At 62.2% G+C, this 25,466-nt stretch carries 23 protein-coding genes; 3 read left to right on the top strand and 20 right to left on the bottom strand.

Annotated elements, in window-relative coordinates; translation table 11 throughout:
- Positions 1-43 precede the first annotated feature (43 nt).
- Both KGB25_RS19695 and KGB25_RS19690 read right to left on the bottom strand, forming a co-directional pair.
- Positions 44-1,084 carry an AraC family transcriptional regulator gene (locus tag KGB25_RS19695; protein ID WP_207285966.1) on the bottom strand — a complete coding sequence of 347 codons (1,041 nt, stop codon included), beginning with the start codon at positions 1,082-1,084 and terminating at the stop codon, positions 44-46.
- 3 nt (positions 1,085-1,087) lie between these two features.
- Positions 1,088-2,218: a carbon-nitrogen hydrolase family protein gene (locus KGB25_RS19690; protein WP_223436338.1), complete on the bottom strand. Its 1,131-nt coding sequence runs from the start codon at positions 2,216-2,218 to the stop codon at positions 1,088-1,090.
- Between the two features lie 264 nt (positions 2,219-2,482).
- Between KGB25_RS19690 and KGB25_RS19685 the strand changes: the two genes are divergently transcribed.
- On the top strand, positions 2,483-3,490 hold the full coding sequence (locus KGB25_RS19685; protein WP_008024639.1) for an Ldh family oxidoreductase: 1,008 nt from the start codon (positions 2,483-2,485) through the stop codon (positions 3,488-3,490).
- A gap of 39 nt (positions 3,491-3,529) precedes the next feature.
- Here the strand turns inward: KGB25_RS19685 and KGB25_RS19680 are convergent, their stop codons facing one another.
- From KGB25_RS19680 to KGB25_RS19610, 15 genes are all read right to left on the bottom strand, one after another.
- On the bottom strand, positions 3,530-5,110 hold the full coding sequence (locus tag KGB25_RS19680; protein ID WP_223436336.1) for an aldehyde dehydrogenase (NADP(+)): 1,581 nt from the start codon (positions 5,108-5,110) through the stop codon (positions 3,530-3,532).
- Between the two features lie 137 nt (positions 5,111-5,247).
- Positions 5,248-6,645, bottom strand: coding sequence for a fosfomycin efflux MFS transporter AbaF (abaF, locus tag KGB25_RS19675; protein WP_008042632.1), 1,398 nt, complete (start codon positions 6,643-6,645; stop codon positions 5,248-5,250).
- Positions 6,646-6,716: 71 nt separating this feature from the next.
- The gene (locus KGB25_RS19670; protein WP_008042630.1) at positions 6,717-7,634 is read right to left on the bottom strand and encodes a dihydrodipicolinate synthase family protein; all 918 of its coding nucleotides are present in this window, start codon (positions 7,632-7,634) and stop codon (positions 6,717-6,719) included.
- A gap of 128 nt (positions 7,635-7,762) precedes the next feature.
- Complete coding sequence (locus KGB25_RS19665) at positions 7,763-8,791, bottom strand: trans-3-hydroxy-L-proline dehydratase (protein ID WP_223436334.1); 1,029 nt, start codon at positions 8,789-8,791, stop codon at positions 7,763-7,765.
- 126 nt (positions 8,792-8,917) lie between these two features.
- Positions 8,918-9,640 (bottom strand): amino acid ABC transporter ATP-binding protein, encoded by a 723-nt coding sequence (locus KGB25_RS19660; protein ID WP_008042626.1) that lies wholly within the window; start codon positions 9,638-9,640, stop codon positions 8,918-8,920.
- Complete coding sequence (locus KGB25_RS19655; RefSeq protein ID WP_008024645.1) at positions 9,633-10,283, bottom strand: amino acid ABC transporter permease; 651 nt, start codon at positions 10,281-10,283, stop codon at positions 9,633-9,635. Before KGB25_RS19655 ends, KGB25_RS19660 begins: the two co-directional genes overlap by 8 nt.
- Positions 10,284-10,293: 10 nt before the next feature.
- Complete coding sequence (locus KGB25_RS19650; RefSeq protein ID WP_223436332.1) at positions 10,294-10,959, bottom strand: amino acid ABC transporter permease; 666 nt, start codon at positions 10,957-10,959, stop codon at positions 10,294-10,296.
- The gene (locus KGB25_RS19645; RefSeq protein WP_223436330.1) at positions 10,952-12,730 is read right to left on the bottom strand and encodes an aconitase X; all 1,779 of its coding nucleotides are present in this window, start codon (positions 12,728-12,730) and stop codon (positions 10,952-10,954) included. The genes KGB25_RS19650 and KGB25_RS19645 overlap by 8 nt, the downstream gene beginning before the upstream one ends.
- A 10-nt stretch (positions 12,731-12,740) precedes the next feature.
- On the bottom strand, positions 12,741-13,559 hold the full coding sequence (locus tag KGB25_RS19640; RefSeq protein WP_008024648.1) for a transporter substrate-binding domain-containing protein: 819 nt from the start codon (positions 13,557-13,559) through the stop codon (positions 12,741-12,743).
- A gap of 229 nt (positions 13,560-13,788) precedes the next feature.
- On the bottom strand, positions 13,789-14,538 hold the full coding sequence (locus tag KGB25_RS19635; protein WP_192229187.1) for an AraC family transcriptional regulator: 750 nt from the start codon (positions 14,536-14,538) through the stop codon (positions 13,789-13,791).
- 74 nt (positions 14,539-14,612) lie between these two features.
- Entirely contained in the window at positions 14,613-15,869 is a 1,257-nt protein-coding gene (locus tag KGB25_RS19630) for an FAD/NAD(P)-binding oxidoreductase (RefSeq protein WP_223436328.1), read from the bottom strand.
- Positions 15,866-16,102, bottom strand: coding sequence for a 2Fe-2S iron-sulfur cluster-binding protein (locus KGB25_RS19625; RefSeq protein WP_223436326.1), 237 nt, complete (start codon positions 16,100-16,102; stop codon positions 15,866-15,868). Before KGB25_RS19625 ends, KGB25_RS19630 begins: the two co-directional genes overlap by 4 nt.
- Positions 16,095-17,210: an NAD(P)/FAD-dependent oxidoreductase gene (locus tag KGB25_RS19620; RefSeq protein WP_223436324.1), complete on the bottom strand. Its 1,116-nt coding sequence runs from the start codon at positions 17,208-17,210 to the stop codon at positions 16,095-16,097. The genes KGB25_RS19625 and KGB25_RS19620 overlap by 8 nt, the downstream gene beginning before the upstream one ends.
- Positions 17,207-18,139, bottom strand: a complete 933-nt coding sequence (locus KGB25_RS19615) for a 4-hydroxyproline epimerase (RefSeq protein WP_223436323.1) — start codon at positions 18,137-18,139, stop codon at positions 17,207-17,209. Before KGB25_RS19615 ends, KGB25_RS19620 begins: the two co-directional genes overlap by 4 nt.
- A 114-nt stretch (positions 18,140-18,253) precedes the next feature.
- A complete protein-coding gene (locus tag KGB25_RS19610; protein ID WP_008029632.1) occupies positions 18,254-18,925 on the bottom strand; it encodes a GntR family transcriptional regulator in 672 nt (223 codons plus the stop codon).
- Between the two features lie 282 nt (positions 18,926-19,207).
- Between KGB25_RS19610 and KGB25_RS19605 the strand changes: the two genes are divergently transcribed.
- Positions 19,208-21,247 carry an FAD-dependent oxidoreductase gene (locus tag KGB25_RS19605; protein ID WP_192229190.1) on the top strand — a complete coding sequence of 680 codons (2,040 nt, stop codon included), beginning with the start codon at positions 19,208-19,210 and terminating at the stop codon, positions 21,245-21,247.
- Between the two features lie 181 nt (positions 21,248-21,428).
- The gene (locus KGB25_RS19600) at positions 21,429-22,364 is read left to right on the top strand and encodes a 1-aminocyclopropane-1-carboxylate deaminase/D-cysteine desulfhydrase (RefSeq protein WP_223436321.1); all 936 of its coding nucleotides are present in this window, start codon (positions 21,429-21,431) and stop codon (positions 22,362-22,364) included.
- A 103-nt stretch (positions 22,365-22,467) separates the two neighbouring features.
- On the opposite strand, the gene KGB25_RS19595 is transcribed toward KGB25_RS19600, so the two are convergent.
- The 3 genes from KGB25_RS19595 to KGB25_RS19585 all read right to left on the bottom strand — a co-directional run bounded on the left by KGB25_RS19595 (position 22,468) and on the right by KGB25_RS19585 (position 25,372).
- The gene (locus tag KGB25_RS19595; RefSeq protein WP_008040489.1) at positions 22,468-23,028 is read right to left on the bottom strand and encodes a cytochrome b; all 561 of its coding nucleotides are present in this window, start codon (positions 23,026-23,028) and stop codon (positions 22,468-22,470) included.
- A 270-nt stretch (positions 23,029-23,298) separates the two neighbouring features.
- On the bottom strand, positions 23,299-24,126 hold the full coding sequence (phnX, locus tag KGB25_RS19590) for a phosphonoacetaldehyde hydrolase (RefSeq protein WP_008040487.1): 828 nt from the start codon (positions 24,124-24,126) through the stop codon (positions 23,299-23,301).
- 136 nt (positions 24,127-24,262) lie between these two features.
- Positions 24,263-25,372: a 2-aminoethylphosphonate--pyruvate transaminase gene (locus KGB25_RS19585; protein ID WP_223436320.1), complete on the bottom strand. Its 1,110-nt coding sequence runs from the start codon at positions 25,370-25,372 to the stop codon at positions 24,263-24,265.
- Positions 25,373-25,466 lie beyond the last annotated feature (94 nt).

The raw sequence follows: 25,466 nt of genomic DNA, 5'->3' as shown, positions 1-25,466 counted from the left end.
GGACCCGCTGGAACCGGCCGAAGACGCTACCGAGCTGTAAGCGTCAGGCCGACTGGCGGTGACTGCGGCGAAACTCGCCGGGTGTCTGACCGCTCCAGCGTTTGAAAGCACGTTGAAACGCTTCGGCTGAGGCAAAGCCCAGCAGGTAGGCGATTTCACCGAACGCCAGTTCGGTGTCACGAATGTAGGTCATGGCCAGGTCGCGACGAGTGTCGTTGAGAATTGCACGAAACTGCGTGCCTTCCTCGGTGAGTTTGCGGCGCAAGGTCCAGGTAGGCAGCTTCAGGCGTGCCGCCACTTCTTCCAGGTCGGGTTCCCGGCCACCATTGAGCAACGGCCCCAGTAACTGAGTGATGCGTTCACGCAGGCTGCGGGTGCGTGTCAGTTGTTCCAGTTCCCGTTCACACAATTGCAGCAGGTGTCGCCACGTACTCGGGCAGTGCAGCGGGTTGCGCTGAGCGAGGCTGGCCAGACTCAGGCGCAGTTGGTTCTGTTCGGCGCCAAACTGGATCGGGCAATCCCCCAGCACCGCATAAGCGTCCCGGTAATCCGGCTCGTCGAACTCGATCTCGATGCGCTCAGCGCTCAAGGGAACAGGGCTGACGCTGGACAATTGTTGCAACCAGCCGGCGATGATCGAATCCACCACGAAGCGGTTATAGGCGTTGTAAGGGCTGATGGAATAGAACCGCAGCCACGCGCCTTGGGCATCTTCGTGGAAACTCGATTGACCGCGATAGTTGGAGCCGTACAAGGCTTCGAAGCGAATCAGGCAACGTGCCGCTTCACGTACTGTCGGTGCCTGCGCGGCGGTAACCCCGGCGAGGCCGGCCTGGCTCAGGCGGCTGAGCTGGCCCATGCGTAAACCCAGTGCCGGGTCGGCGGTCAGTTGGATGGCACCGTGGCCCAGGCGCATGTAGCGCGGGATCGACAGCCGGGCGCAGGCTTCGCCAAGCCGGGCGGGGTCCAGGCCATACTGGTCGAGCAGGGGCTGAGGATCGATGCCGTGACTGCGCACCGCGTCGGCCAGGCTGTGAACAAAGCCCACCGACAGATCGCCCAGACGCATCGGCAACGGTTTCATGGTTTACAACCAAAGGTTCAGCAAACGCGCGCCACGGAAGTTTCCACCGGCGAAATGCTGTCCATTGCTGCTGAGAAAACTTTGCCCGGCGCTGCCCTGATCCCAGAACTGCCCGCGCAGGAACACGCTCATGCCGGCGATGGCCTGGCTGGCGGGCGGTTGAGCGGTCAGTGTCAGGCGGTGCCAGGCTTGACCCTCGCTCAGTTCGCCAGCCTTGAGGCTGACGGAATCGGGCGCCGACAGACCCTTGTAGCCGCGCCATGGCTTGTCCCAGGCGCCGCGACCGATGACGAACGCCGGGACCGCGACCAGCTGCGCGCCCTGATCGTCGAGTTGGCGGTAGTTGTCCGGGTACCAGCTGTCGCTGCCGATCAACACGCCCAGGCGTCCGGCCGGGGTGTCGACGACATTGAGCGTGTGTTCGCCATTGGCCTGGATCACATCGCTTTCATCGACGATCGGGTGCATCTGGCGCTGTGGCTGGCCAATCGGCATCCCGTCGCGGCCGAACACCACGCTGCTGTTGTACAGCGCACCGCGACCGATTTTCAGCGTGCCGTCGATGATGCTCGGCTCGGGCAGTACGATGGAGCCCGCCACGAGCGTCACGTGAAATTCCTTTGCCAGCCCACCAAACAGGGCCTGGTAATCCTTGGCCATGCTCTTGGCTTTCATGCGCAGGTGCGCATCGTCGAGGCGGTTGTCACCCTTGGCGCCGATCAGCGCGCGGATGAACTTCAGCGGGTTGCTCACCGCCAGCCAGTTCATGGCTTCCTTGAGCGTGGTGGCTTGATACAACTCGTCTTTCTCGCCGCTGACCATCAGCCAGGTGCCGACATGTTCGGGCAGCACGACGATGGTTTTTTCATTCAGCAGCCCCTGTTCCTGGGCTTTCTGCAAATAGGCCGCGAGTTTGCGGTGCAAGCGTTCGGTGCTTTGGTAGTCGGTGGGAAACAGTTCGGGCTGGATGCCCAGCAGGTTGCCACGATCGGCAGGCGTTCCCTGATCGATGGCGAGATCGATGCGCAAGTCCGACAGGTAATGACCCGCCGGACGATCCGCGGCCCACATGGCGTAGGTCGTCAGGGCGGCAATCAATGCCATGGAGAAAGTCAGGTACAGAAGTTTGCGCATGGGAAAACAGTTAGTGGCCGTGTGCAGGGTTCATGATTGGCGTTCAGGATGGGGGACGAGGCTACGGTAAAACAACGCGTTGAGGGGCGGTTTTTTTGATTTTTTTGCGGTTTTGCAGCGATTGATGGCCGACGCTGGCGAACCAATGCCAAGACGCATCGCAATGATCCATATGTGCCGAATTCGTCATGGCGTCGGCCTAAAGCGATCAAGCCGTGACGGTTGGAACGGGTCAGGCTGGACGGTCTGTTCAAGGAGGTGATTATGATCCGTCTGTCCCTGGCCGAAGCTCGCGAGCTGGCCGAATCGATCTTGCTGCACAACGGTTTCAACCTTGCCCACGCTCAGGCGGTGACAGCCACAGTGATTGCCGGCGAGCGCGATGGCTGCGCCTCCCATGGTTTGTATCGGATCCTGGGCTGCGTCAACTCACTCAGGGCAGGCAAAGTGGCGGCCGATGCCGAGCCGCAGGTCATCGATCAAGCGCCTTCGATCGTGCGCGTGGACGCGGCGGGTGGTTTTTCACAATTGGCGTTCCAGGCGGGGCTGCCGTTGTTGGCGCAGAAAGCCCGGGCAAACGGTATCGCTGCGCTGGCAATCAATCGCTGCGTGCATTTCTCTGCGCTGTGGGTTGAGATCGAGCAACTGACGGCGGCCGGTCTGGTGGCATTGGCCTGCAATCCCAGTCATGCCTGGGTGGCGCCAGCGGGCGGCAGCCAGCCAGTGTTTGGCACCAATCCCATTGCGTTCGGCTGGCCACGCTCGGGCAAGGATCCGTTTGTGTTCGACTTCGCCACCAGCGCGATTGCCCGTGGCGATATCGAGTTGCACCGGCGCGCCGGCAAAGCGCTTCCCGAGGGCTGGGGTGTGGACGCGCAGGGGCAGCCAAGCACCGATGCCAACGTGGTGCTCGATGCGGGTGCGATGCTGACGTTCGGTGGGCACAAAGGCTCGGCGCTGGCGGCCATGGTGGAGCTGATCGCCGGGCCGTTGATCGGCGACCTGACCAGCGCAGAGTCACTGGCTTACGACGCCGGCAGCAAGTCGTCGCCGTACCACGGCGAGTTGATCATTGCCCTTGATCCACGACGCTTTCTCGGTGAAGCCACCGAACAGCATCTGGCCCGTGCCGAGGTCTTGTTTGAGAGTATTGAAGGGCAGGGCGCACGGTTGCCCTCGCAACGGCGCTATGAGGCGCGAGCGCGTAGCCTGGTGGAGGGCGTCGAGATTCCCGAGGCGTTGTACAACGATCTGAAAGCGCTGCTGGGATGAGTGAGAGCGTGCGCCACCGGTAAACCGGTGGCGCTTTTTTTACAGGGGCGTGCGTTGACTGCTGCCATCGACCAGGCGAGCGATGCCCAGCGGGTTGGCATTTTTCAGCGGGTCGGGCAGAAGCGCGTCGGGACAGTTCTGATAGCACACAGGGCGCAGGAAACGCTCGATGGCCAGGCTGCCGACCGAGGTGCCGCGCGCATCTGAGGTGGCCGGATAAGGCCCGCCATGCACCATCGCATCGCAGACTTCGACGCCGGTCGGGTAACCGTTGAACAACACCCGGCCGACTTTTTGCTCCAGCAGCGGTAACAGCCCGGGGTGATTTTGCAGGTCGCCGGCTTCAGCAATCAGCGTGGCCGTGAGTTGCCCGTGCAAGTGTTGAAGTGCCCGTTGCAGTTCGGCTTTGTCGGCCACTTCCACCAACACTGTCGCCGGACCGAACACTTCTTCTTGCAACAGCGGGTCGCCATTGAGCAACAGACTCACGTCAGCCTTGAACAGTTGCGGCTGCGCCTGTGTGCCCTGTTGATCGCGACCGGCCAGGTGAGTGATGTTCGGGTGCGCGTGCAACGCCTGCACACCGTTGGCGTAGCTGTCGAGCGTGCCGAAGTTGAGCATGGTCTGCCCCGGTTGCCCCGCCATCACGGTGCTCAGCGATTGGGTGAAGGCGCTGAACGCTGGCGAGCGAATACCGATCACCAGTCCCGGGTTTGTGCAGAACTGGCCACAGCCGAGCACCACGGAGGCGGCGAGTTCGTTGGCAATTTTCTCGCCCCGCACTTGCAGTGCTTCGGGCAATACCAGCACTGGATTGATGCTGCTCATTTCGGCGAACACGGGAATCGGCTGCGCTCGTGCCGCGGCCATGTCGCACAACGCGCGCCCACCCTTGAGTGACCCCGTGAAACCGACAGCCTGAATCGCCGGATGTTTGACCAGGGTTTCGCCCACGCCAGCACCGTAGATCATGTTGAACACACCCTTGGGCATGTCAGTCTGCTCGGCGGCACGGATGATCGCGTCGGCCACGAGTTCGGCAGTCGCCATATGCCCGCTGTGGGCCTTGAACACCACCGGACAACCGGCGGCCAGGGCGGCAGCGGTATCGCCACCGGCGGTTGAGAATGCCAGGGGGAAATTGCTCGCACCGAACACCGCGACCGGGCCGACGCCGATCCGGTATTGGCGCAAATCAGCTCGTGGTAGTGGCTGACGCTCGGGCAGGGCCCGGTCGATGCGTGCCGCATAAAAATCGCCACGGCGCAGGACTTGCGCAAACAGGCGCATCTGGCTGCTGGTGCGCGTGCGTTCACCTAGAATCCGTCCGTTCGGCAGCGCCGTCTCGCGGGTCACCAGAGCGATGAAATCATCGTCCAGTGCCTCCAGTTGCGTGGCGATGGCTTCGAGAAACTCAGCGCGGCGGCTAGCCGACAACGTGCGAAAGGTCGGGTAGGCGGCTGCGGCGGCCTGGGCGGCGGCGTCGACTTCTTCGTTGGTGGCCTGCATGAACGCGTAGGGCAGCGCTTCACCGGTAGTGGCGTCGTGGCTGCGCGCGGTGATCTTGCCGGCGGCGCTGCGCGCACCGCCGATGTAGTTGTGGCCGATGATCTGGGGCATGAAAAGCTCCTGTCGGAATGTTGGGGACTGGATCTGTAGGAGCGAAGCTTGCTCGCGAAGGCGGTAATACATTCAACAGAGATGTCAGCTGACACATCGTCTTCGCGAGCAAGCTTCGCTCCTACAGGTCTGCGGCGTCAGGCCAAGGAATCGCTGCGGCGTGCGGTCACCGGTTCGGCATCGTGGAGGGCGGCGATGCGCGCGGCAGATTCGCTGTCCACCAGGTGCAACGACTTGCCACGCGTCTCACGGGTCAGGCCGACCGCGATGATGGAGATCAGCGACGCGCCGACCAGGTAAAACGCGATCGGTGTCGAGCTGTGGTACTTGTTGAGCAAGGTGATCGCAATCAGCGGGGCGAGGGAGCCGGCGAAGATCGGCGCCACCTGGTAGCACAGGGACAACGCGGTGTAGCGCACGTGAGTCGGGAACATTTCCGCCATCAGCGCGGAGTAGGGCGCGTAGGTCATCGACTCGATGGCCAGGCCCAGGGTGATGGCGGCCATGATCAGCCAGTTGTTGCCGGTGTCCATCATCGGGAAGCCGATGAAACCCCAGAACGCCGTGAGGATCGCGCCGGTCAGGTACACCGGTTTGCGCCCGACCAGGTCAGACAGATAACCCATCAACGGAATCATGAAGAAGTGCAGCAGGTGCGCGCCGAACATCAGCAGCAGAATTTCGGACGTGTCCTTGTGCACCACCAGTTTCAGATAGGTAATCGAGAACGTCACGACGGTGTAGTAGAGGATGTTTTCGGCAAACCGCGCGCCAATACCGACCAGTACCGAACGCCAGTGGTGACGCAGCACTTCGACCACGCCCAGTTGCTGTTGCTTGGTCTGCGCTTGCCGCGCCTGGGCTTCCTTGAAAATCGGCGCGTCATCGACGCTGGTGCGTATCCAGTAGCCGATCAGTACCACGAAGGCCGAGAACCAGAACGCCACGCGCCAGCCCCAGGCGAGGAATTGCTCCTCCGACAGGTTCGACGACAACAGCAGCAGCGCAACCGTCGCCACCAGGTTACCGGCCGGCACACCGGCTTGCGGCCAACTGGCCCAGAAACCTCGGCGATTGTCCGGGCAATGCTCGGACACCAGCAGAATCGCACCGCCCCATTCGCCGCCAAACGCGAAACCCTGGATCAGCCGCAGCAGCACCAGCAACACCGGTGCGGCATAGCCGATCTGGTTGAAACCGGGCAGGCAACCCATCAAGAAGGTGGTGATGCCGACCACCACCAGGCTCAGTTGCAGCAGGCGCTTGCGGCCGTACTTGTCGCCGTAGTGACCGAACACCAGGCCACCCAACGGACGGGCGAGAAAGCCCACGGCGTACAGGGCGAAAGCGGCGATGATGCCGTCGATGGGGCTGTCGGTCTGGCGGAAGAACAACTGGCCGAAGACCAGTGCCGACGCGGTGCCATAAAGGAAGAATTCATACCATTCGGCGACCGTGCCGGCCATGGCGGCGGCCACGACGCGCTTGAGTCCCGAGGGTGTGGTTGCGCGGTGAGCGTGTTGAGCGTTGGGCATGCTGGCGTTTCCTGTAGGGGCGCAAAAACAGGTAGCCGGGCCGGGGCCGCAAAGCCCCGCCCGGCAATCACTCAGAGACCGACGTCCGGCAGGTGCGGACGGTTGGCCAGGGCCTTGGCCATGATCTGCTCGACGAAGAGCCGATCTTCTTCCGGCAGGGCCAGGCGTGGCGGACGGGTCAGCGCACTGCCGCGACCGGCGATGGCTTCGCACAGCTTGATGCACTGCACCAGGTCGGCACGGGCATCGAGGTGCAGGATCGGCATCAGCCATTCGTAGATCGGCATGGCTTCGGCATAACGTCCGGCCTTGGCCAGGCGGAAGATGGTTTCGCCTTCTTTCGGGAACACGTTGGACATGCCCGACACCCAGCCTTCAGCACCCACGGCGAGGCTTTCCAGCACCACATCGTCGAGGCCGGCGAACAGCACAAAACGGTCACCCACTTCGTTGCGGATGTCGATGAAGCGGCGGGTGTCGCCAGAGGAATCCTTGAAGCACACCACGTTGTCGCAGTCGGCCAGGGCAATCAGGATGTCCGGGGTCACGTCGTTTTTGTAGATCGGCGGGTTGTTGTAGACCATCAACGGCACGTCGGCGTTTTTTGCCACGTAGCGGTAATGCTCGGCGGTTTCGAACGGCTTGGAACCGTAGACGAGCGCCGGCATCAGCATCACGCCATCGACACCGACCTTGCGCACGGCGTTGGCGACCTTGGCCGCTTGCACACTGGTGAATTCGGCCACACCGCAAATCACTGGCACACGGCCGCGTGAGGCATCGACCGCGACTTCGGTCACGGCGATTTTTTCTTCAGCGGTCAGCGAAGTGTTCTCGCCGACCGAGCCGCAAACCACCAGGCCCGACACGCCGTCGCGGATCACGTTGGAAATCACCTGATGGGTTTTATCCAGGTTGATCGAGAAGTCATCGTTGAATTGAGTGGTCACCGCGGGGAAGACGCCACTCCAGTTAATTCGCTTGCTCATTGTTGCCTCCGGGTTGTTTATTGTATTTCGTATACGATATTTAAAATGAAAAAATTCGGCTAGTGCTTTTTTCAGGTTTGTGGGGTTTTTGTCAGCCGTCGGTCGGGGTGGTCAGTGCTTCAGAGTGTTCAGGCACCGGGCCAGGTGTCTGACAGTCGATAGCCTTGTGGCCACGGATCACTTGGATCGAGCAGCAATTGATGGGTGCCGGTAATCCAGGCCCGGCCGGAAATGCAGGGGTAGATAGCGGGGCGTCCGGCCACTTCGGTCAGTGAGTCAATCCGACAGTGGAATTCGGAGCCGATGATCGAGCGACCGATAAAGCGCTCGCCGACGCGCATCAAACCCTTGGCGTGCAACACCGCCATGCGTGCCGAGCAACCCGTGCCGGTTGGCGAGCGGTCGATCTTGCCCGGTTGAATCACCACTGCGTTGGCGCCGGTGGCGATGCCGTTCTCGTGGACGACGGGCGCGGCGATCTGGCAAAAGGAAATGTGCGACCACTCAGGGTTCAACGGATGCACAAAGCCCAATTGCTCGTTGGCGGCACGGGTGATTTTCAGCCCGACCGCCACCAGGTCGGCGGCTTCATCGGGGCGGATTGAAAAGCCCAGTTCCCGGGCATCGGCGATCACAAAGCTGTCACCGCCATAGGCGGTATCGACCTTGAGGGAGCCGACACCTTCCACTTCGATCCACGCGTCGAGGCGATCGGCGAAGGACGGTACGTTTTTGATTTCCACCCGTTCGACCTTGCCGTCACGGCAATCGGCCACGGCTTCGATCAGGCCGCCGGGGGCTTCGAGCACCAGCCGGGTTTGCGGTTCGGTCATTGGCACGATACCGGTGTCGAGCAACACGGTGGCCACGCACAAGGAGTTGGAGCCGGACATCGGCGGGGTATCCGCCGGTTCCATGATGATCCAGGCCATGTGCGCACGCGGGTCCTTGGCCGGCACCAGCAGGTTGACGTGTCGGAACACCCCGCCACGCGGCTCGTTGAGCACGAAGTTGCGCAGGGTTTCATCCCTGGCGATCCAGCGTGATTGTTCCCACACCGTGGCACCGGGCGGTGGTGCGACGCCGCCGACAATCACGTCGCCGACTTCGCCTTCGGCGTGGCAGCTGACTACATGAATCACTTTTGATGAGCGCATGGTTTGCTCCTTATGTTGTCTATGCAGGCCTCATCGCCGGCAAGCCGGTCTCGCTCCCACAGGGATCTGTGGCGCTCACAAAACACTGTGGGAGCGAGACCGGCTTGCCGGCGATGGGGTCATCGTCTATTTCACCGATTTTAGAAACGCAGCAGTTTCCGCATGTACCGGATTACCGATCACCTGATCCGGCGAACCAATCTCATGCACCAGGCCGTTGCGAAAGAACGCCACGCGGTCGGACACGTCCCGGGCGAAGCGGATCTCATGCGTCACCAGCACCATGGTCATGCCGTCTTCGGCGAGCATGCGCATGGTGTCCAGCACTTCGCCGACCAACTGTGGATCGAGGGCCGAGGTGGCTTCGTCGAACAGCATGTAGTCCGGTGACATCGCCAGGGCGCGGGCAATGGCCATGCGTTGTTGCTGGCCGCCCGAAAGCTTGCCGGGGAACACTTTGAGCTTGTCGCCCAGGCCAACGTGAGTCAGTTGCTGCACGGCCAGCGCCTCGGCTTCGGCCTTGCTTTTGCCCAGGACCTTGCGCGGTGCGAGCATCACGTTTTCCAGCACGGTCAGGTGCGGGAAGGCATTCCATTGCTGGAACACGATGCCGATTTTCTGCCGCAGGTGATTGAGGTCGGTTGCGCGGTGATGCACCTCGACGCCATCCACGCGGATGTTGCCTTTCTGGATCGGTTCCAGGCCATTGATGCACATCAGCAGGGTCGATTTTCCCGAGCCGGAGCCGCCGATGATGGACACCACTTCGCCCTTGTTCACGGTCAGGCTGACACCCTTGACCACATCAAGGTCGCCGAAGGATTTGTGTACGTTGTCGATCTCAATCATTTTCTTGCCACCTTCTTTCCAGACGAGCGCCGAGGCGTGCGACCACCAGGCTCATGACGTAGTAGATAAGGCCCGCGATGCACAGCACCAGCAGCGGTTCCTGAATGCGGGTCACGATGGTTTGCGAGGCGCGGAGCAGTTCGACGATGCCGATCCACATCACCAGCGCGGTGTCTTTCATCACCCCGAGCACCAGGTTCAGCCAGCCGGGGAAGGCCACCCGCGAGGCCATCGGCAGAACGATCCAGCGCAGGTCCTGGAAGAAACTCAGGCCCAGCGAACGGCTGGCCCGGCGCAGGGTCAGCGGTACCGACAGCACGCCGCCGCGCACGATCTCGGTGAAGTACGCGGCGGCGTAAACCCCGAGCACGATGCAGCCCACGCTGAAAGCGCTGATGTTCAGGCCGACGATGCTCTTGAGCGAGTTGAACAGCACGAACTGGATCAGCAGCGGCACGCTGCGAAACACGTCCAGCACCCACGCCAGTGGCAGGCTGGCCCGTGGCAACAGCGCACGCAGCAGGCCGAACACCAGCCCGGCGAACGTGCCGAGCAGGATCGCCCAGCAAGTCAGTTGCAGCGTGATCCAGGCGCCGTTAAGCAGGAACAGCAGGTCGTTCCAGGAAAAACCGGTGGAAAACATAGTCACGTCCTCAGTAACGGAACAGCCGCCAGGCCATCAGCCGGGCCGTCGCGACGATCGCCTTGGCAATCAGGTAATACAGCACCGCGGCGATGGTGAAATATTCGAAGGTGCGGAACGTCTTGACGTTGTAGTCCTGGGTCACGCCGGTGAGGTCGTTGTTGAGCCCGACAATCACCCCCAGCGACGTCATCAACACCGCCCAGACCATCTGGTTGCTCAACGGGTAGAACACGATCCGCAACAGTTGCGGGACGATGATCATCCGGTAGGTCTGGAAGGCACTCATGCCCAGCGAGCGAGCGGCCCGTACTTGCGTGCCAGGCACCGCCTTGAGCCCGCCGCGAAAGTTTTCCGCGAGATAGCCGGCATTGTTGAAGGTGATCCCGGCCAACAGCGCGAGCCAGGAGCTGACGTGCAGGCCCATTGAGCCGAGGCCGAAGTACAGGATGTAGATCTGGAACAGCGACGGGGTATTACGGGCAATCGACACCCAGCCGTTGCCGATACCGCGCAGCAGCGGGTGTCTGGTTTCACGCATGACTGTCAGGGCCAGGGCGATCAATACGCCGAAAATCATCGACAGCGCGGCGGTCTCGAACGTGACCCAGGCGCCGGCGAGCATGTCCGGCAAGGCGCGCAGGGTGGCGCGCCATTGGAAGGTGTAATCAAACATGCGCGAGGCTCTCCATCAGCAAGGCAGGTTGCAACCAGCTCGGCAGTCGCCCGCTGGCGCTGCCAGTGCAAGCGGCGTCAACGCACTCGGCGAGGCTGGCGAAGTGCACTTTTCGCCCCACTAGACCCGGTGCGTAATGGGCGTATTTGCCCGAGTTGGTCATTAAGGTTGTGGCGGCTGGCGGAATCACCGGCTCACCGAGCATGCACCAGCAGGTGTCCGTCACCAGGGTGGCTCCGAAGGCTTCAATGACGCCGATGTGTCCGGCGTCACGCGCCTGTTCCAGCACCGCACGACCGCACGTGATGGCGAGCACCACCTCGGGGTGTTTGTGCCGGCCGTGACACAGCCGCGCGAGTCGGGCGAACTCGCTGAGCGAGAAGTGCGGGTTACCCAGCGAGACCACCTCCACGCGGTTGTCACGGGCACTGTTGAGCTCACGCCAACTGCCCAGCAGGTCCGCCAGGCGGATTGTTTCCACAGGTATCGGGACGCCGGCTTCCAGCGCTTGTGCAGGGTCGAGTGCTTCCGGTGTGACCCCGGCGATATGAAACAACGGCGCGGCCGACGTGGTGGCGAACGCTGCGCCGAAGGCTTTCAGGTCGTCGAGGTCTGGCTGGTACTGTTCCAGCCCGAACACCAGCGGGATCCGGCTGCCCGCGAGGGCACCAATGTGGTAGCCGAGCAAGGGGTAAAACGCATCGTCGAGTTCGCCCAGGTCCGGTAATTCAACGCGCAGGCGAGCTTTGCGTGGCGCCTCCAGATGACAACCGATCAGGGGCGCGCGGCCGGTCAGGGCGATGCAGATATCCAGGTAATCCGGGTACTTCAACGTGCGTGCGCCGAGCACGCTGTTGGCGTAGACCACCGCGTTGGATTCGGCCCAGACGATCTGCTCGCCGGCCTTCGGTGCGGTGTCGAGCAAGTAGGGGGCACAGGTGAAACTGAGCTGCGCACCCATCGCCATGTAGGCATCGCCCAAGGCACTGGCCGGTTCGCCGAGCAACGGGTCGATGCCCAACGCTCGCCAGCGGCGCTGGTCCACGGAAATTGAATTGAGGGTGGTGGGCACGCGAACCTTTGCGCCCCAGTGCACCAGTTGTTCGGCAAAGCGCAGGCTCGCCGGTCCCGTGTAGATACAGCCGTCGATGTGGGCCTGAGCGATATCCACCAATTGGTGGGCGCCTTGCAGTTCGGCCATGCGCAGGACAATCTGCATGGCCATCTGCGCGGCTTTGCCATGCTCGCCGTCGAGCAGCGAACGGTCGAACCCGGTGAGCTCAATCGACTCGTTGGTTTCGCCTGTGTGCATCGGTGTTTCGGTTGGCTGCCAGCCATCGATGGGCACGTGATCGAACATCGCCAGCGAGGCGCCTTCGACTCGGGCAAAGGCTTTACCGCGCAAGGTCGCGAAGGCCTCCCGGCCGATGCACAGCACCGGCAGGGAACGCTCGAAAATGGTCTGCGCCACCAGCACGCCCAAGGTCAGAATCTCATCGGCTTCGGCCAGGACCAAAGCGGCCGGTGCATGACCGTTGCTGATCAACTCCATCAGCACGCTGCTGCCGGTACACGAACCTCGACCACTGGGAATGGCCAGCACACGACCGTGCAGATGTTCGCCGCTGAGCGGATGGTGACGGTCGATGACTTCACCCGTGCAAGGGTCGACGCCGCCCCAGAAGCTCAGCCCGACATCGGCAAACAGCAGCGCGCCCTGGGCGGAGCCCGGGACCAGGTTACGACCGATGAGAGCAGTGGCCCCAGGCATGCCGGACACCTTAGTAGTAGACCTTTGGCACGGTCAGGTCAGTCGGCGGGATTTCAGTGCCGACCCATTTGGTGAACAACTCGTTGTAGCGACCGCTGCGCACCTGCTGGTTGACGAACAGGTTGAGGTAGTTGAGCAGGCCGTACTCATTGCGCTTGGCACCCAGGGACACGTAGTCGATGGTGTAAGGCGCGTTGCCGGCGATTTTCAGGTTTTTGTATTTACCCGACTTGATCGTCGCGGCGGCCACGGTATTGGTCACCACCGTGGCGTCGATGTGACCCTGGGCCACCGCCAGCAGCGTGTCGTTTTGTGACTGGTAAGCGCGGAAGGTGCCGCTGCCCCATTTCTTCACATCGCCCTCCAGCGCGATGGCTTCAAAAGTGCCGCTGGTGTTGCCCAGCGCTTTGCCCTTGATGTCGTTGAAGCTGTTGATGCCGGTGTTGTCGCGGGTCAGCACGACCATCTGGAAGGCGAAGTACGGCACGGTCAGGCCAACGGTCTTGGCCCGTTCGAGGGTGTCGGAAGTCGAGGCGACGATCACGTCAGCCCGTCCGGAGATCAGTGCCGGAATGCGGTCCGGGAACGGCGTTTCCACCACTTCGGCCTCGACCCCGAGGATCTTCGCCAGGTCGTTGCAATAGTCCACGTCGAAACCGGCAGGAGCGTTGCTGGCATCGCGGAAACCCATGGGCGGGAAGTCCAGGGTCACGGCGCAGCGCAGCTTGCCGGAACCGATAATGTCGTCGAGCTTGTCAGCCTGCGCGGTGGCAATGAAGGAGGTACTGAGAACAGCGCTGAGGGCTACGGCAAATGCGGGGTTTTTCATAGAGGCCTCGTTCTGTGGATGTGCTGTTGAATATCGTATTGGGGATTTCGTATACGATATTAACAATAGCAATGGCCGTGCCGTTTTTGCTTTTACCGTCGAATTTTTGCCAACCCTTGAAGCAGGGCGGCTCAGCGCAAGCGAGCGGGGCAACGCTACGACGGTGTCGGTCGAGGAGGTGTTACGGAAGGGAGCACGCAGGGTGCGCAGCGCCCCTTAAAGGAACATTTTAACGACGGCTATCGCGGTACTGGCTGGGCGAAAGACTGGTGAGGGCGCGGAATTGGCGGCTGAACGCACTGTGGTCGGTGTAGCCGCAGCGCAGAGCGATTTCGGTGATCGGCAGGTCGGTGTCGAGCAACAGGCGCGAGCCTTCTTCCAGGCGGGACTTGTGGATCATCTGCCGTGGCGTGAGCTGGAACACCCGTTTGCAATGGCGTTCCAGTTGCGCCACAGAGAAACCGGCGATGGCCGTCAGTTCGGCCAGGCTGATCGGTCGGGCGAAATGACGGCGAATGTGTGCGTCCACCGCTGCCAGTTTCTGGAACGCCGGATGGTTGGACTGGGGCAGTTGCAGGTCGCGGGAAATGCCGGCGAGGCCGACGATCCGCCCCTGTTCGTCATGCAGGGCGAGTTTGTGGGTCAGGCACCAGACTGGCTGGTTGCCGAAATACAGGTGCAGTTCCAGTTGATCCGCCAGTTCACGGCCGGTGGACAGGACCCGCCGATCCTGCTCGGTATACAGCGGGCCAAATCGTGCCGGGAAGACCTGGTCCGCCGTCAGCCCGAGCAGTTGCCCGCTGTGCTTGAAACCACACCGTCGAGCCAGGGTCTGGTTGACGAAGACATAGCGCGCCTCGCTGTCCTTGATGAAGAACACCACGTCCGCCAGGGTGTCGAGCAGCGTAGCGATGGGCTGCAGACTGCTCAGCAGCGTGGGCAAATCGCAGGGTTTGAACTGATTGAGTAAGGGGAACATAGCGCTGGGGGCCTGGTGGCAACTACCGGGATCATAAAGACTCGGCAGTGCCCCCGAAACCCCGGAGCGAGCGTTTACGCGGGCGGGGTGTCTTCCAGGCACATCAGGGTTTCGATACGTGCCGGGCTGAACGGCGGTCGCGGGGCCGAGGGTTGCCAGTCGAACAGGTACTGCAAGGCGCCGCCACACACTCGCCCCTGACAGGCGCCCATGCCGCAGCGGCTGGCCAGTTTTGCCGCACGCCAGTCAGCGTGCCCGGCCAGTGCCGCGTAGGGCACGTCTTCGCAGCGACAGACCAGCGTGTCGGCCTGCGCCAGTGACTTGAGGTGCGGGCTGAGGCTGAACGCGTTGTTCAACGCCTTGGCGAAACCCTGCCAACGTGTCCGACGCGGCCACAATTGGCGTGCCGCTGCGGTGTTACCGACGGCGGCATGCCCGGCAATGGCCCCTTCGACCAACGCCAGTTCACTGCCACCGAAACCGGTGCATTCGCCAGCGGCGTAGTGATCGGCAAGGCTCGTGGCTTGCCAGGCATCGACCGCGAGTGCCGTGTCGTCGAGTGCGCAATCCAGCGCCTGACCGAGTTGAGTATTGGGAATCAGGCCGAAACCACAGGCCAGGCGATCACAGGCCAGTTCGACGATTTTGCCCTGTTGCCGCAGACGCACACCTTCCAGCCGTTCATTACCCAAGGCTGCCACGACGTGGGAGCCGGTGCGGTAATGACGATCAAACAGGCTGAAGGATTGCACAAGCTTGCCCGGCCAGCGTGGCAGTTGCAGGGCGAACCCGGCGACCGCAACCGAGGAGGCTTGCTCGACAATGCGCAGCACGTGGGCGCCGTTGTGTTTCGCGGTGGCAGCACTGGCCAGTAACAACGGCCCGCTGCCGGCGATCACCACGCGTTCGTCCTGCACCGGCAGGCCGCCCTTGATCAACGCCTGGAGTCCTCCGGCCCCCGTCACACCCGGCAATGTCCAGCCGGGGAAGGGCAGCAGCAACTCACGGGCGCCGGTGCACAAAATCAGTTTGTCGTAGCCAATCAGCCATCCGTGATCGGCGTCTTCCACCAACAATTGTTTGGGGCCTGAACAGGCGATCACACGAGTGCCGCTGTAGTGGCGAATATTGCTGTTGGCATGCAGGCGCTCGCGCATCTGCCGTGCCTGATTCGGCAGGCTGGCCTGAGGCCCGTCGCGCCAGATCTGGCCTCCCGGCAGCGGGTTGTCGTCGAGCACGATAATGCGTGCGCCACTGGGCGCGGCGGCGAGGGCGGCGCTCATGCCGGCGGGGCCGGCACCGATGATCAGCAAGTCGGCGAATTCGTTCATGGTCGGGTCCGCACCTGCATGCCGTCATGACACAGCGTCTGGCAGGCCAGTCGGCGGCGTCCGTCGATGGTCACCCGGCATTCCTGGCAGATGCCCATGCCGCACAGCGGTGCGCGCCGCTGACCGCTGACCGAAGTGCGACTGCAACCGTCGCCGGCCAAGGCTAATGCCGCGGCGACAGTCGTACCTTCGGCGACCCACAGGGTGCGGCCGTCCAGGACCAAATCAGGCATACACGGCCTCCCCGAGAAAACGTTGCGGCAGATAGGCTTGCGCCGCCAATGGCGGCGTCTCATTAAACAGTTGCGCGACCAGAATATCGGCGGTGCCGGGGGCCGTGGTGACCCCCAGTCCCTCGTGACCGACCGCCAGCCACAAACCTTTGCGTGATGGGTGCTCACCAATCAGCGGCAGCCCGTCGGGGCTGGCGGCGCGAAAACCGGTCCAGGCGCGGATGCCGTTGAGCTGGGCCAGGCCCGGCATGTACTCGGTGGCGCGCTTGAGCATTTTCGCAAGCATCCAGCCTTCGACCTGCGGGTCGGTGGTGCCGAATTGTCGCGAGGCGCCGATGAACAGTTGTCCGGTCGGCCGGGGCTGAATGTTGCAGGCGGTCGATGGCCCTGTGGCGTTGTGGGCGCTGGTGACATAGCCGAGCTCCACCAGAGTGTGGGTGACCTTGCCGGGGTAGCGATCGGTGATCAGCAAGTGGCCTTTTTTCGGTTCGATCGGCAACTCGGGGCACAGGTCGTTGGCCTGGATGCCGTTGGCCAATATGACTGCCTCAGCGCTCAACCACTGGCCGTCATCGAGTCGCACGCGATTGCCATCGACCTCACTGACCCGCGCCCGACGTTGTTCGATGTCGGCGGTGTCGAGCATCCAGTTGGCGGTCGCCGGAGCGTAGAGAATGCCGTCGCCGTTGATCAGCAAACCGCCTTCGAGGTCTTCGCGCAGTTCAGGTTCACGGGCGCGCAAGGCGTTACGAGCGATCAACTCGCAGGCAACGCCCTGGGTCTGAAGGTTCAGGTATTTGCTGTGGGCCACGGCCATTTCTTCGGCATTGGCTGCCAGCCACAACGTCCCGTTGCTGCGGTAAGCGCAGCCTTCAGGCAAGTCCGGCGCCAGTTCGCGCCAGCGTTGCAGCGAGTATTGGCTCAGGGCCAGCTCGGCCGGGTTGTCGTCGAGCACCAGCAAGTGGCCCATACCGGCGGCCGTCGCGCTGTGCAAGCCAGCGTCCAGCACCAGCACGCGCAAGCCACGCCGGGCCAGCGCCTGGGCGCACGCGGCACCGATGATGCCGGCGCCGATCACGATGACATCGGCCACCAGGCCTTGGCTCATGGACGAATGCCCCAGGCGAACGGGTCGTCCTGTTCGATGATCAGGCTGGCCTCGGCGCTGATGAAGGCGCGGCCACGAATCGTCGGTACGATGCGCTCGCCGTGCTGTTCGTAGGAGCCTTCGAACTCGCTGCCGATGACGCTGGCCTGGCGCCAGATCTGGCCCGGCTGCAATTTGTCATCGGCCGCCAGGCACGCCAGTTTTGCACTGGTGCCGGTGCCGCAGGGCGAGCGGTCGTAGGCCTTGCCGGGGCAGAGCACAAAGTTGCGGCTGTCGGCCTGTTCATCCTCGGCGAACAGTTCGACGTGGTCGATCAACCCGCCGTCTTCGCCACGTATCCCTTGAACGTCCAGTGCTTGCTGCACGGCGAAGGTGTAGGCGGTCAACGCATCAAGGTTGTCGCTGGCAACGCGCAGACCATGCCCGGCGATCAGGAAAAACCAGTTGCCACCCCAGGCAATATCACCGACCACTTCGCCAATTCCCGGCACCTGCAACGCCACGGCTTTGCGATAACGGTAGGCCGGCACGTTGCGCACGCTGACGGAGTGGTCGTCGTGCAAGGTTGCCTGCACCGTGCCGACCGGCGTTTCGATGCTGTGCACGCCCGGTCCGATCTTGCCCAGGTGAGCAAGCGACGCGACCAGGCCGATGGTGCCGTGGCCGCACATGCCGAGGTAACCCGAGTTATTGAAGAAGATCACCCCGGCACACGCCGCTGGGTCAACCGGTTCGCACAGCAGTGCGCCGACCAGCACATCACTGCCTCGCGGTTCGAGTACACAGGCGGTGCGCCATTGGTCATGGTGTTCAGCCAGCCGTTGAAGACGTTCGGCCATGCTGCCGGTGCCCAGCTCGGGAAAGCCGGAGGTCACCAGGCGGGTGGGTTCGCCGCCGGTGTGGGAGTCAATCACGGTGATACGTTTCATGAGTGGGCCACGTCCGTTCAGATGAGTGAACGCAAGAGTGGCCCGTGCGGGGGCTTGCAGGCTTGATGGTTTTACCCGGTGCCGATGACGAAATCGGCACAGTACCGCGGTCTGTCAGTGGTGGTGGGGCAGGTGCTCGAACAGGGTTTTGCAGACCCCGGCGATGTGTTCGTCCAGCAGCTTCACCGCCCGGTCGACGTCACCGGCGCGACAGGCTTCGAGGATCTCCCGGTGTTCGTGATCGGCGCGCTCCTTGCCTGCGGAAAGGCTCATTTGCATGCGCAGGTAACGTTCCAGTTTGTCGTTCACCGAACGGATCAGGCTCACCAGAAACGGACGTTGTGCCGGTTCATAGAGGCAGGCGTGCAGTTCCCAATTGAGCTCGGCCCAACGTCCCACATCATCTTCGCCGACGAACTCCTGGCAGATGCGTTCGGCCCGGGCGAAGGTGTCTTCGGTCATGTTGGGAATGGCCAGGCGAAGCACCTTGTCTTCGAGCAACATGCGCACTTCGAACATCTGCGCCAGCTCGGCATCGGACACCCGTGTGACCATCGCCCCGCGATTGCGCTGGAACATCACCAGGCCTTCGGCTTCCAGGCGCTTGAGGGCCTCACGCACCGGGATCTTGCTGACGTTGAACTGCCGGGCGATGTCGTCCTGGCGAATCGGCTCGTCCTCGGCGAAATGCCCGGCGACGATGGCGTCACGCAGATGGCGGGTGATGATTTCAGATGTCGAAGGCGCATTGCCCAAGTCTGGAGCATTGAATTTGGGTAGGGTCACGGCGGCAGTCGTTCGGATTGAGTTGGAGATATGGTATACGAATTTTCATTGGGTTCAGTGCACTTGCGCTGCCTTTCGACAGCCGCACCCTGACTCCCTGCCGTTAATTGCAGAGGAGATAGCGCAAACGTCCGACACCCGGGCCGTTGCGCATTTGGATCATTAAGTTGTCAGTTTCGGTCATTGAGCGGCCGGGGGAGTGCTCATAGTCTGTTACACATGACAGAGGGGCGCCAAAGAGCGCCCACACTTTTTCCGTGAACGCTCGTTGTGGAGTTACCGATGACCGCCGCTCATTACCCGCACCTGTTGGCTCCGTTGGACCTGGGTTTTACCACGTTGCGCAACCGCACCCTGATGGGTTCGATGCACACCGGTCTTGAGGAAAAACCCGGCGGCTTCGAACGCATGGCTGCATTCTTCGCCGAGCGCGCCCGTGGCGGTGTCGGCCTGATGGTCACTGGCGGTATCGGCCCGAACGACGAAGGCGGTGTGTATTCCGGCGCGGCCAAACTGACCACCCTCGAAGAAGCGCTCAAGCATCAGATCGTGACCCGCGCGGTGCACGAGGCGGGCGGCAAGATCTGCATGCAGATCCTGCATGCCGGCCGTTATGCCTACAGCCCGAAGCAAGTTGCGCCGAGCGCCATTCAGGCGCCGATCAACCCGTTCAAGCCCAAAGAGCTGGACGAGGAAGGCATCGAGAAGCAGATCAGCGATTTCGTCACCTGTTCGACCCTGGCGCAAACAGCCGAGTACGACGGCGTCGAGATCATGGGCTCCGAAGGTTATTTCATTAACCAGTTCCTCGCGGCGCACACCAACCACCGCACCGACCGCTGGGGCGGCAGCTACGAAAACCGCATGCGCCTGCCGGTGGAAATAGTCCGCCGTGTACGCGAAGCCGTAGGCCCGAATTTCATCATTATCTTCCGCCTGTCGATGCTCGATCTGGTGGAAGGCGGCAGCAGCTGGGAAGAAATCGTGACCCTGGCCAAGGCCATCGAACAGGCCGGTGCAACCATCATCAACACCGGCATCGGCTGGCACGAAGCGCGGATTCCGACCATCGCCACCAAAGTGCCGCGTGCAGCGTTCAGCAAAGTCACGGCCAAGCTGCGCGGCTCGGTGAGCATTCCGCTGATCACCACCAACCGCATCAACACCCCGGAAATCGCCGAGCAGATTCTCGCTGAAGGCGATGCCGACATGGTCTCCATGGCGCGGCCGTTCCTCGCCGATGCCGACTTCGTCAACAAGGCCGCCGCAGGCCGTGCCGATGAAATCAACACCTGCATCGGTTGCAACCAGGCGTGCCTCGATCACACGTTTGGCGGCAAGTTGACCACTTGCCTGGTGAACCCGCGGGCCTGCCATGAAACCGAACTCAACTACCTGCCGGTGCAGCAGATCAAGAAAATCGCCGTGGTCGGTGCCGGCCCTGCGGGTCTGTCGGCCGCAACCGTGGCTGCCGAGCGTGGTCATCAGGTAACGCTGTTCGATTCGGCCAGCGAAATCGGCGGTCAGTTCAACATCGCCAAGCGCGTGCCGGGCAAGGAAGAGTTCTTTGAAACCCTGCGCTACTTCAACCGCAAGTTGCAAACCACCAACGTCGAGGTCTGCCTGAACACTCGGGTCGATGTGGCGAAACTGGTTGAAGGCGGTTACGACGAGATCATCCTCGCCACCGGCATCGCGCCGCGTGTACCGGCGATTCCAGGCGTCGAGAACGCCAAGGTGTTGAGCTACCTCGACGTGATTCTTGAGCGTAAGCCGGTGGGCAAACGGGTCGCCGTGATCGGCGCGGGCGGGATTGGTTTCGACGTGTCCGAATTCCTGGTGCATCAGGGCGTTGCCACCAGCCTGGACCGTGAAGCGTTCTGGAAAGAGTGGGGCATCGACACGCTTCTTCAGGCGCGTGGCGGTGTCGCCGGCATCAAGGCTGAGCCGCATGCACCGGCGCGTGAAGTGTTCCTGCTGCAACGCAAGAAATCCAAGGTCGGCGATGGCCTGGGCAAAACCACCGGCTGGATTCACCGCACCGGTCTGAAGAACAAGCAGGTGCAGATGCTCAACAGCGTCGAATACCTGAAGATCGACGACGAAGGTTTGCACATCCGCATCGGCGAAACCGGCGAGCCGCAAGTGCTGCCGGTGGACAACATCGTGATCTGCGCCGGGCAGGATCCGTTGCGCGAATTGCAGGACGGGTTGGTTGCGGCAGGGCAGAACGTGCATCTGATTGGCGGTGCGGACGTGGCGGCGGAGCTGGATGCGAAGCGGGCCATCAATCAGGGTTCGCGGTTGGCTGCTGAGCTTTAACAGCAGGTCCAGCGTGCCAATGGCCTTCGCGGGCAAGTCGGATCGCCGCCCGCTCGCTCCTACAGGTGCTGTGTCGTTTATCAATTTTGTGAACGGCACAATACCTGTAGGGGCGAGGCTTGCCCGCGAAGGCGTCTTCAAGGCTGCTAATATGCCGGCTCTTTACCCAGAGCCGGCATCGATGTTCCTCCCTTCCAATGACTGGCTTCCCCGAGCCCCGCTCGAACCCCTTCATCTCGACTGGCTCGAAAGCACCGGCATCGAAGTCGCCATCCTGCGCCTGGACCAGATCGACCCGCTGATCAGCGGCAACAAGTGGTTCAAGCTCATCGAACACCTCAAAGCGGCTGACCTTGCCGCTGCCAAAGGCATCATCAGTCTCGGCGGTGCTCACTCCAATCATCTTCATGCACTGGCTGCCGCCGGCAAGCGCTTCGGTTTCACGACCGTTGGTTTACTGCGCGGCCATCCGCAGGAAACGCCCACAGTGAAAGACTTGCAAGCCTTCGGCATGCAGTTGCACTGGCTCGGTTATGGCGGCTATCGCGCGCGGCACGATGCGGGTTTCTGGGAACCCTGGCAGGCGCAATACCCTGAGCTGTTTGCGGTGCCGGAAGGTGGCGGCGGTTTGTCGGGTGCGAAGGGCTGCATGCAACTGAAGTCGATGGTCGGCGCGCAACTGAACGGTGTGGGCTGGAGCGACTACGACGGCTGGTGGCTGGCCTGCGGAACGGGCACCACGCTGGCCGGCCTGGCGTTGGCTGAAGCGGGGGAGCATCCGGTTTATGGCGCGCTGGCGGTGCCCGATGATCATGGCGTGGCGCAGCAAATTGCATCGATCGTGCAGGAGGCGGGCTTGCATCATCCGGTCTACGAACTGTTCGACGCCAGTCGTGGTGGCTTCGCCAAAGTCGATCCGCTGTTACTGGATTTCATCGCGCAAACCGAACAGGCCAGTGGCATTCCCCTTGAGCCGCTGTACACCGGCAAAGCGCTGCTGTCGCTCAAGCAGCACGTCGAAGCTGGCAGATTCGCAAAGGGCGCGCGACTGATCTTCATCCACACCGGCGGCTTGCAAGGGCTTCGCGGATTTTCGTCGCAACTCATACCCCTGTAGGAGCGAGGCTTGCCCGCGAACACAGGCGACGCGGTCTGTCCGACAAACCTCGTCATCGTTCTTCGCGGGCAAGCCTCGCTCCTACAGGGGGAGGGTGTTGTTTTCAGGAATTGCGGTTTACGCGCTTGGGCATCATCCGCAGCAGGGTGTTGTCGCCCACCACATAGTGGTGATAAATCCCCGCCACGGCGTGCAGTCCGATCAGCCAGTAACCGATGGTGCCGCCGAGTACATGCCAGCCTTCGATTTGCTTGGCCAACTCCTTGTCCTCTGACAGCAGCATCGGCAGATCAATGCCATAGAACATCACCTGATGCCCCTTGGCGCTGGTGACCAGCCAACCCAGAATCGGCATGGCGATCATGAACAGGTACAGCGCCCAGTGCATCAATCTGGCCAGCACGGTCTGCCAGTGCGGCGAAGCGGGGAAGATCTGCGGCGCCGGGCCTAGGCTGCGTGCGAACAGCCGCAACCACACCAGCACAAACACCGTCAGACCGAGCATGAAATGCGCTTCAACGATCAGCGTTCGGCCACCACTGCCTTTGGGAAAGATTCCGCGAAATTCGATGCTGGCGTAAACCACCGCGAGTAACACCAGCATCAACCAATGCAGCGTGATCGACACGGTGCTGTAGCGTGAGTCGGAGTTCTTCCAGGGCATACGGCGTTCCTCACAGGTCGGGTCAGGCCACCGTTCTTGGTCGACGGTGTGCGTTAACTGTAAGCCTGTTTCGCACGGTTTGCCTCAAGCCATTGGCGGTTCAATGCTCTAAGTCAGGTGATTGAGCAAAAAAACACAATTCCCCCTGTAGGAGCGAGCGGTGCGGCGATCCGACTTGCCCGCGAAGGCGTCCTATCAGCCGACATCCATGTTGAATGTTCAGACGCCTTCGCGGGCAAGCCTCGCTCCTACAGGGGGGAATGCGGTGAATCAGTTGGTTTGCGGCATCTCGCCGTTGGCCAGGCGCTGGTTGATGTCGGCGATCACGGCCGGCAAATCGGTGATGGTGTCGATCATGTAGTGCGGGCGCGAGCCTTCGAACAGTGCGTGGATGCGCTTGCGTTCGCTGTCCAGCTCGTCACTGCCGAGGGCGCGATAACCTTCGTAGTCCAGGCCCAGCGCGTTGCCCGAGCAGATCAGCGCCACGGTCCACATGCCGGCGCGACGACCTTCCAGAATGCCTGGCACGGTGTCGTCGATCTTCACGCACGCGGCGACATCGTCGATGCCCAGGGCGATCACGTTGGCCAGTGCCTGAGCCGGCCATGGGCGGCCGTTGGGCACTTCGTCGGTGGCGACCACGTGATCGGCGACGTAGCCGTTGGTGGCGGCGAGTTCGACCACTTTGTCCATGACCTGTTTCGGGTAGCCGGAGCAGGAGCCGATCTTGATCCCTTGTGCACGCAGGTTGGCGATGGTCTCCAGCGCACCGGGGATCAGCGCCGAGTGCTCGGCGATTTTTTCGATTTGCAGCGGCATGAAACGTTGGTAAATCGCAGTGACGTCATCGTCGGTCGGCGTGCGGCCGAAGGCCTTGCGATAACGTTCGGCGACGGCCGGCTGATCGCACAGGGTGCGGATGTGATCCCACTTGCCCATGCCCATCGGGCCACGGGCTTCTTCGATGGACACCTGGACGTCGAATTCGGCGAAGGCCTCGACAAAAATCTGCGTTGGGGCGAAGGAGCCGAAGTCGACCACGGTGCCGGCCCAGTCGAGGATGGCGGCTTGCAGTTTGGTTGGGTTTGCATAGTTCATTTTTTTGATCCTGTAGGAGCGAGGCTTGCCCGCGAAGAACGATGACGAGGTTTGTCGGACAGACCGCGTCGCCTGTGTTCGCGGGCAAGTCGGATCGCCGCCCGCTCGCTTCTACAGGGACGGCGGTGTCTGTGGTTCAGATTTCGAGCACTTCCATCTCGCGCAGCACTTCGGCAATCGCCGCCACCGCCGCGTGCATCTCGGCCTGGTTGACGTGGCCGATGCAGCCGACGCGGAAGGTTTCGACCTGGGTCAATTTGCCGGGATAGAGGATGAAACCCTTGGCCTTGACGCGTTCGTAGAACTCCTTGAACTGGTAGCGCGGGTCTTTCGGTGCGTGGAACGTGACGATGATCGGCGCCTGGATCGCGGCGGGCAGGAAGCTGCGCAAGCCGAGCCTGGCCATGTCATCGAGCAACACTTTGCAGTTGTCGGCGTAGCGCTGATGCCGCGCCGGCAAACCGCCTTCTTCGTTGTATTGCAGCAGGGCTTCGTGCAGCGCCGCGACCACGTGGGTTGGCGGGGTGAAGCGCCATTGGCCGGTCTTGGCCATGTAGGTGTGCTGGTCAAACAGGTCCATCGCCAGCGAATGCGAGTTGCCGGCGGCATTTGCCAGCGCGTCTTTGCGAGCGAAGACAAACCCCATCCCCGGTACGCCTTCCAGGCATTTGCCCGAGGCGGCGATCAGCGCGTCGAACGGCACCTGTTGCGCATCCACCGGCAGCGCACCGAAGGAACTCATGGCGTCGATGATCAGGCGTTTGCCGTGATGCGCAATGACCTGGGCGATTTCCGGCAGCGGGTTGAGGATGCCGGTGCTGGTTTCGCAGTGGATCAGCGCGACGTGGGTGATGCTGGCGTCGGCCCGCAGCAGACGGTCTACGTCGGCGGCGGTGGTCGGTTCGTCTTCGGCGGTTTCAAAGGTGCTGAAGGCGCGGCCGAGCACTTCGCAGATTTTCGCCAGGCGTTTGCCGTAGGCGCCGTTGATCAGCACCAGGACTTTGCCGTCGCGAGGCACCAGCGTGCCGATTGCCGCTTCGACGGCGAAGGTGCCGCTGCCTTGCAGGGGCACGCAGTGGTGACTGTCGCCGCCGTTGATGATCGCCAGCAGTTGCTCGCAGAGGCTGGCGGTCAGTTGATTGAAGCGGTCATCCCATGAACCCCAGTCGACCATCATCGCCTGACGGGTGCGGGCCGACGTCGTCAACGGGCCGGGGGTGAGCAGGATGGGTTCGGCAGTACTCATTCTCGTGTCCTCGCAATCGATGGGATGAAGCTACGGGGCTTAAATTGCAATTTGCCGTGCTATCAATCAAATTGTTTGTTGTTATGCCAGCCAT

The organism is Pseudomonas sp. BF-RE-21 (assembly GCF_019947305.1).
GTDB classification, from domain to species: domain Bacteria; phylum Pseudomonadota; class Gammaproteobacteria; order Pseudomonadales; family Pseudomonadaceae; genus Aquipseudomonas; species Aquipseudomonas migulae.
Note: the sequence above shows the minus strand (reverse complement) of the source record. Positions and strands in the feature narration are given on the sequence as shown.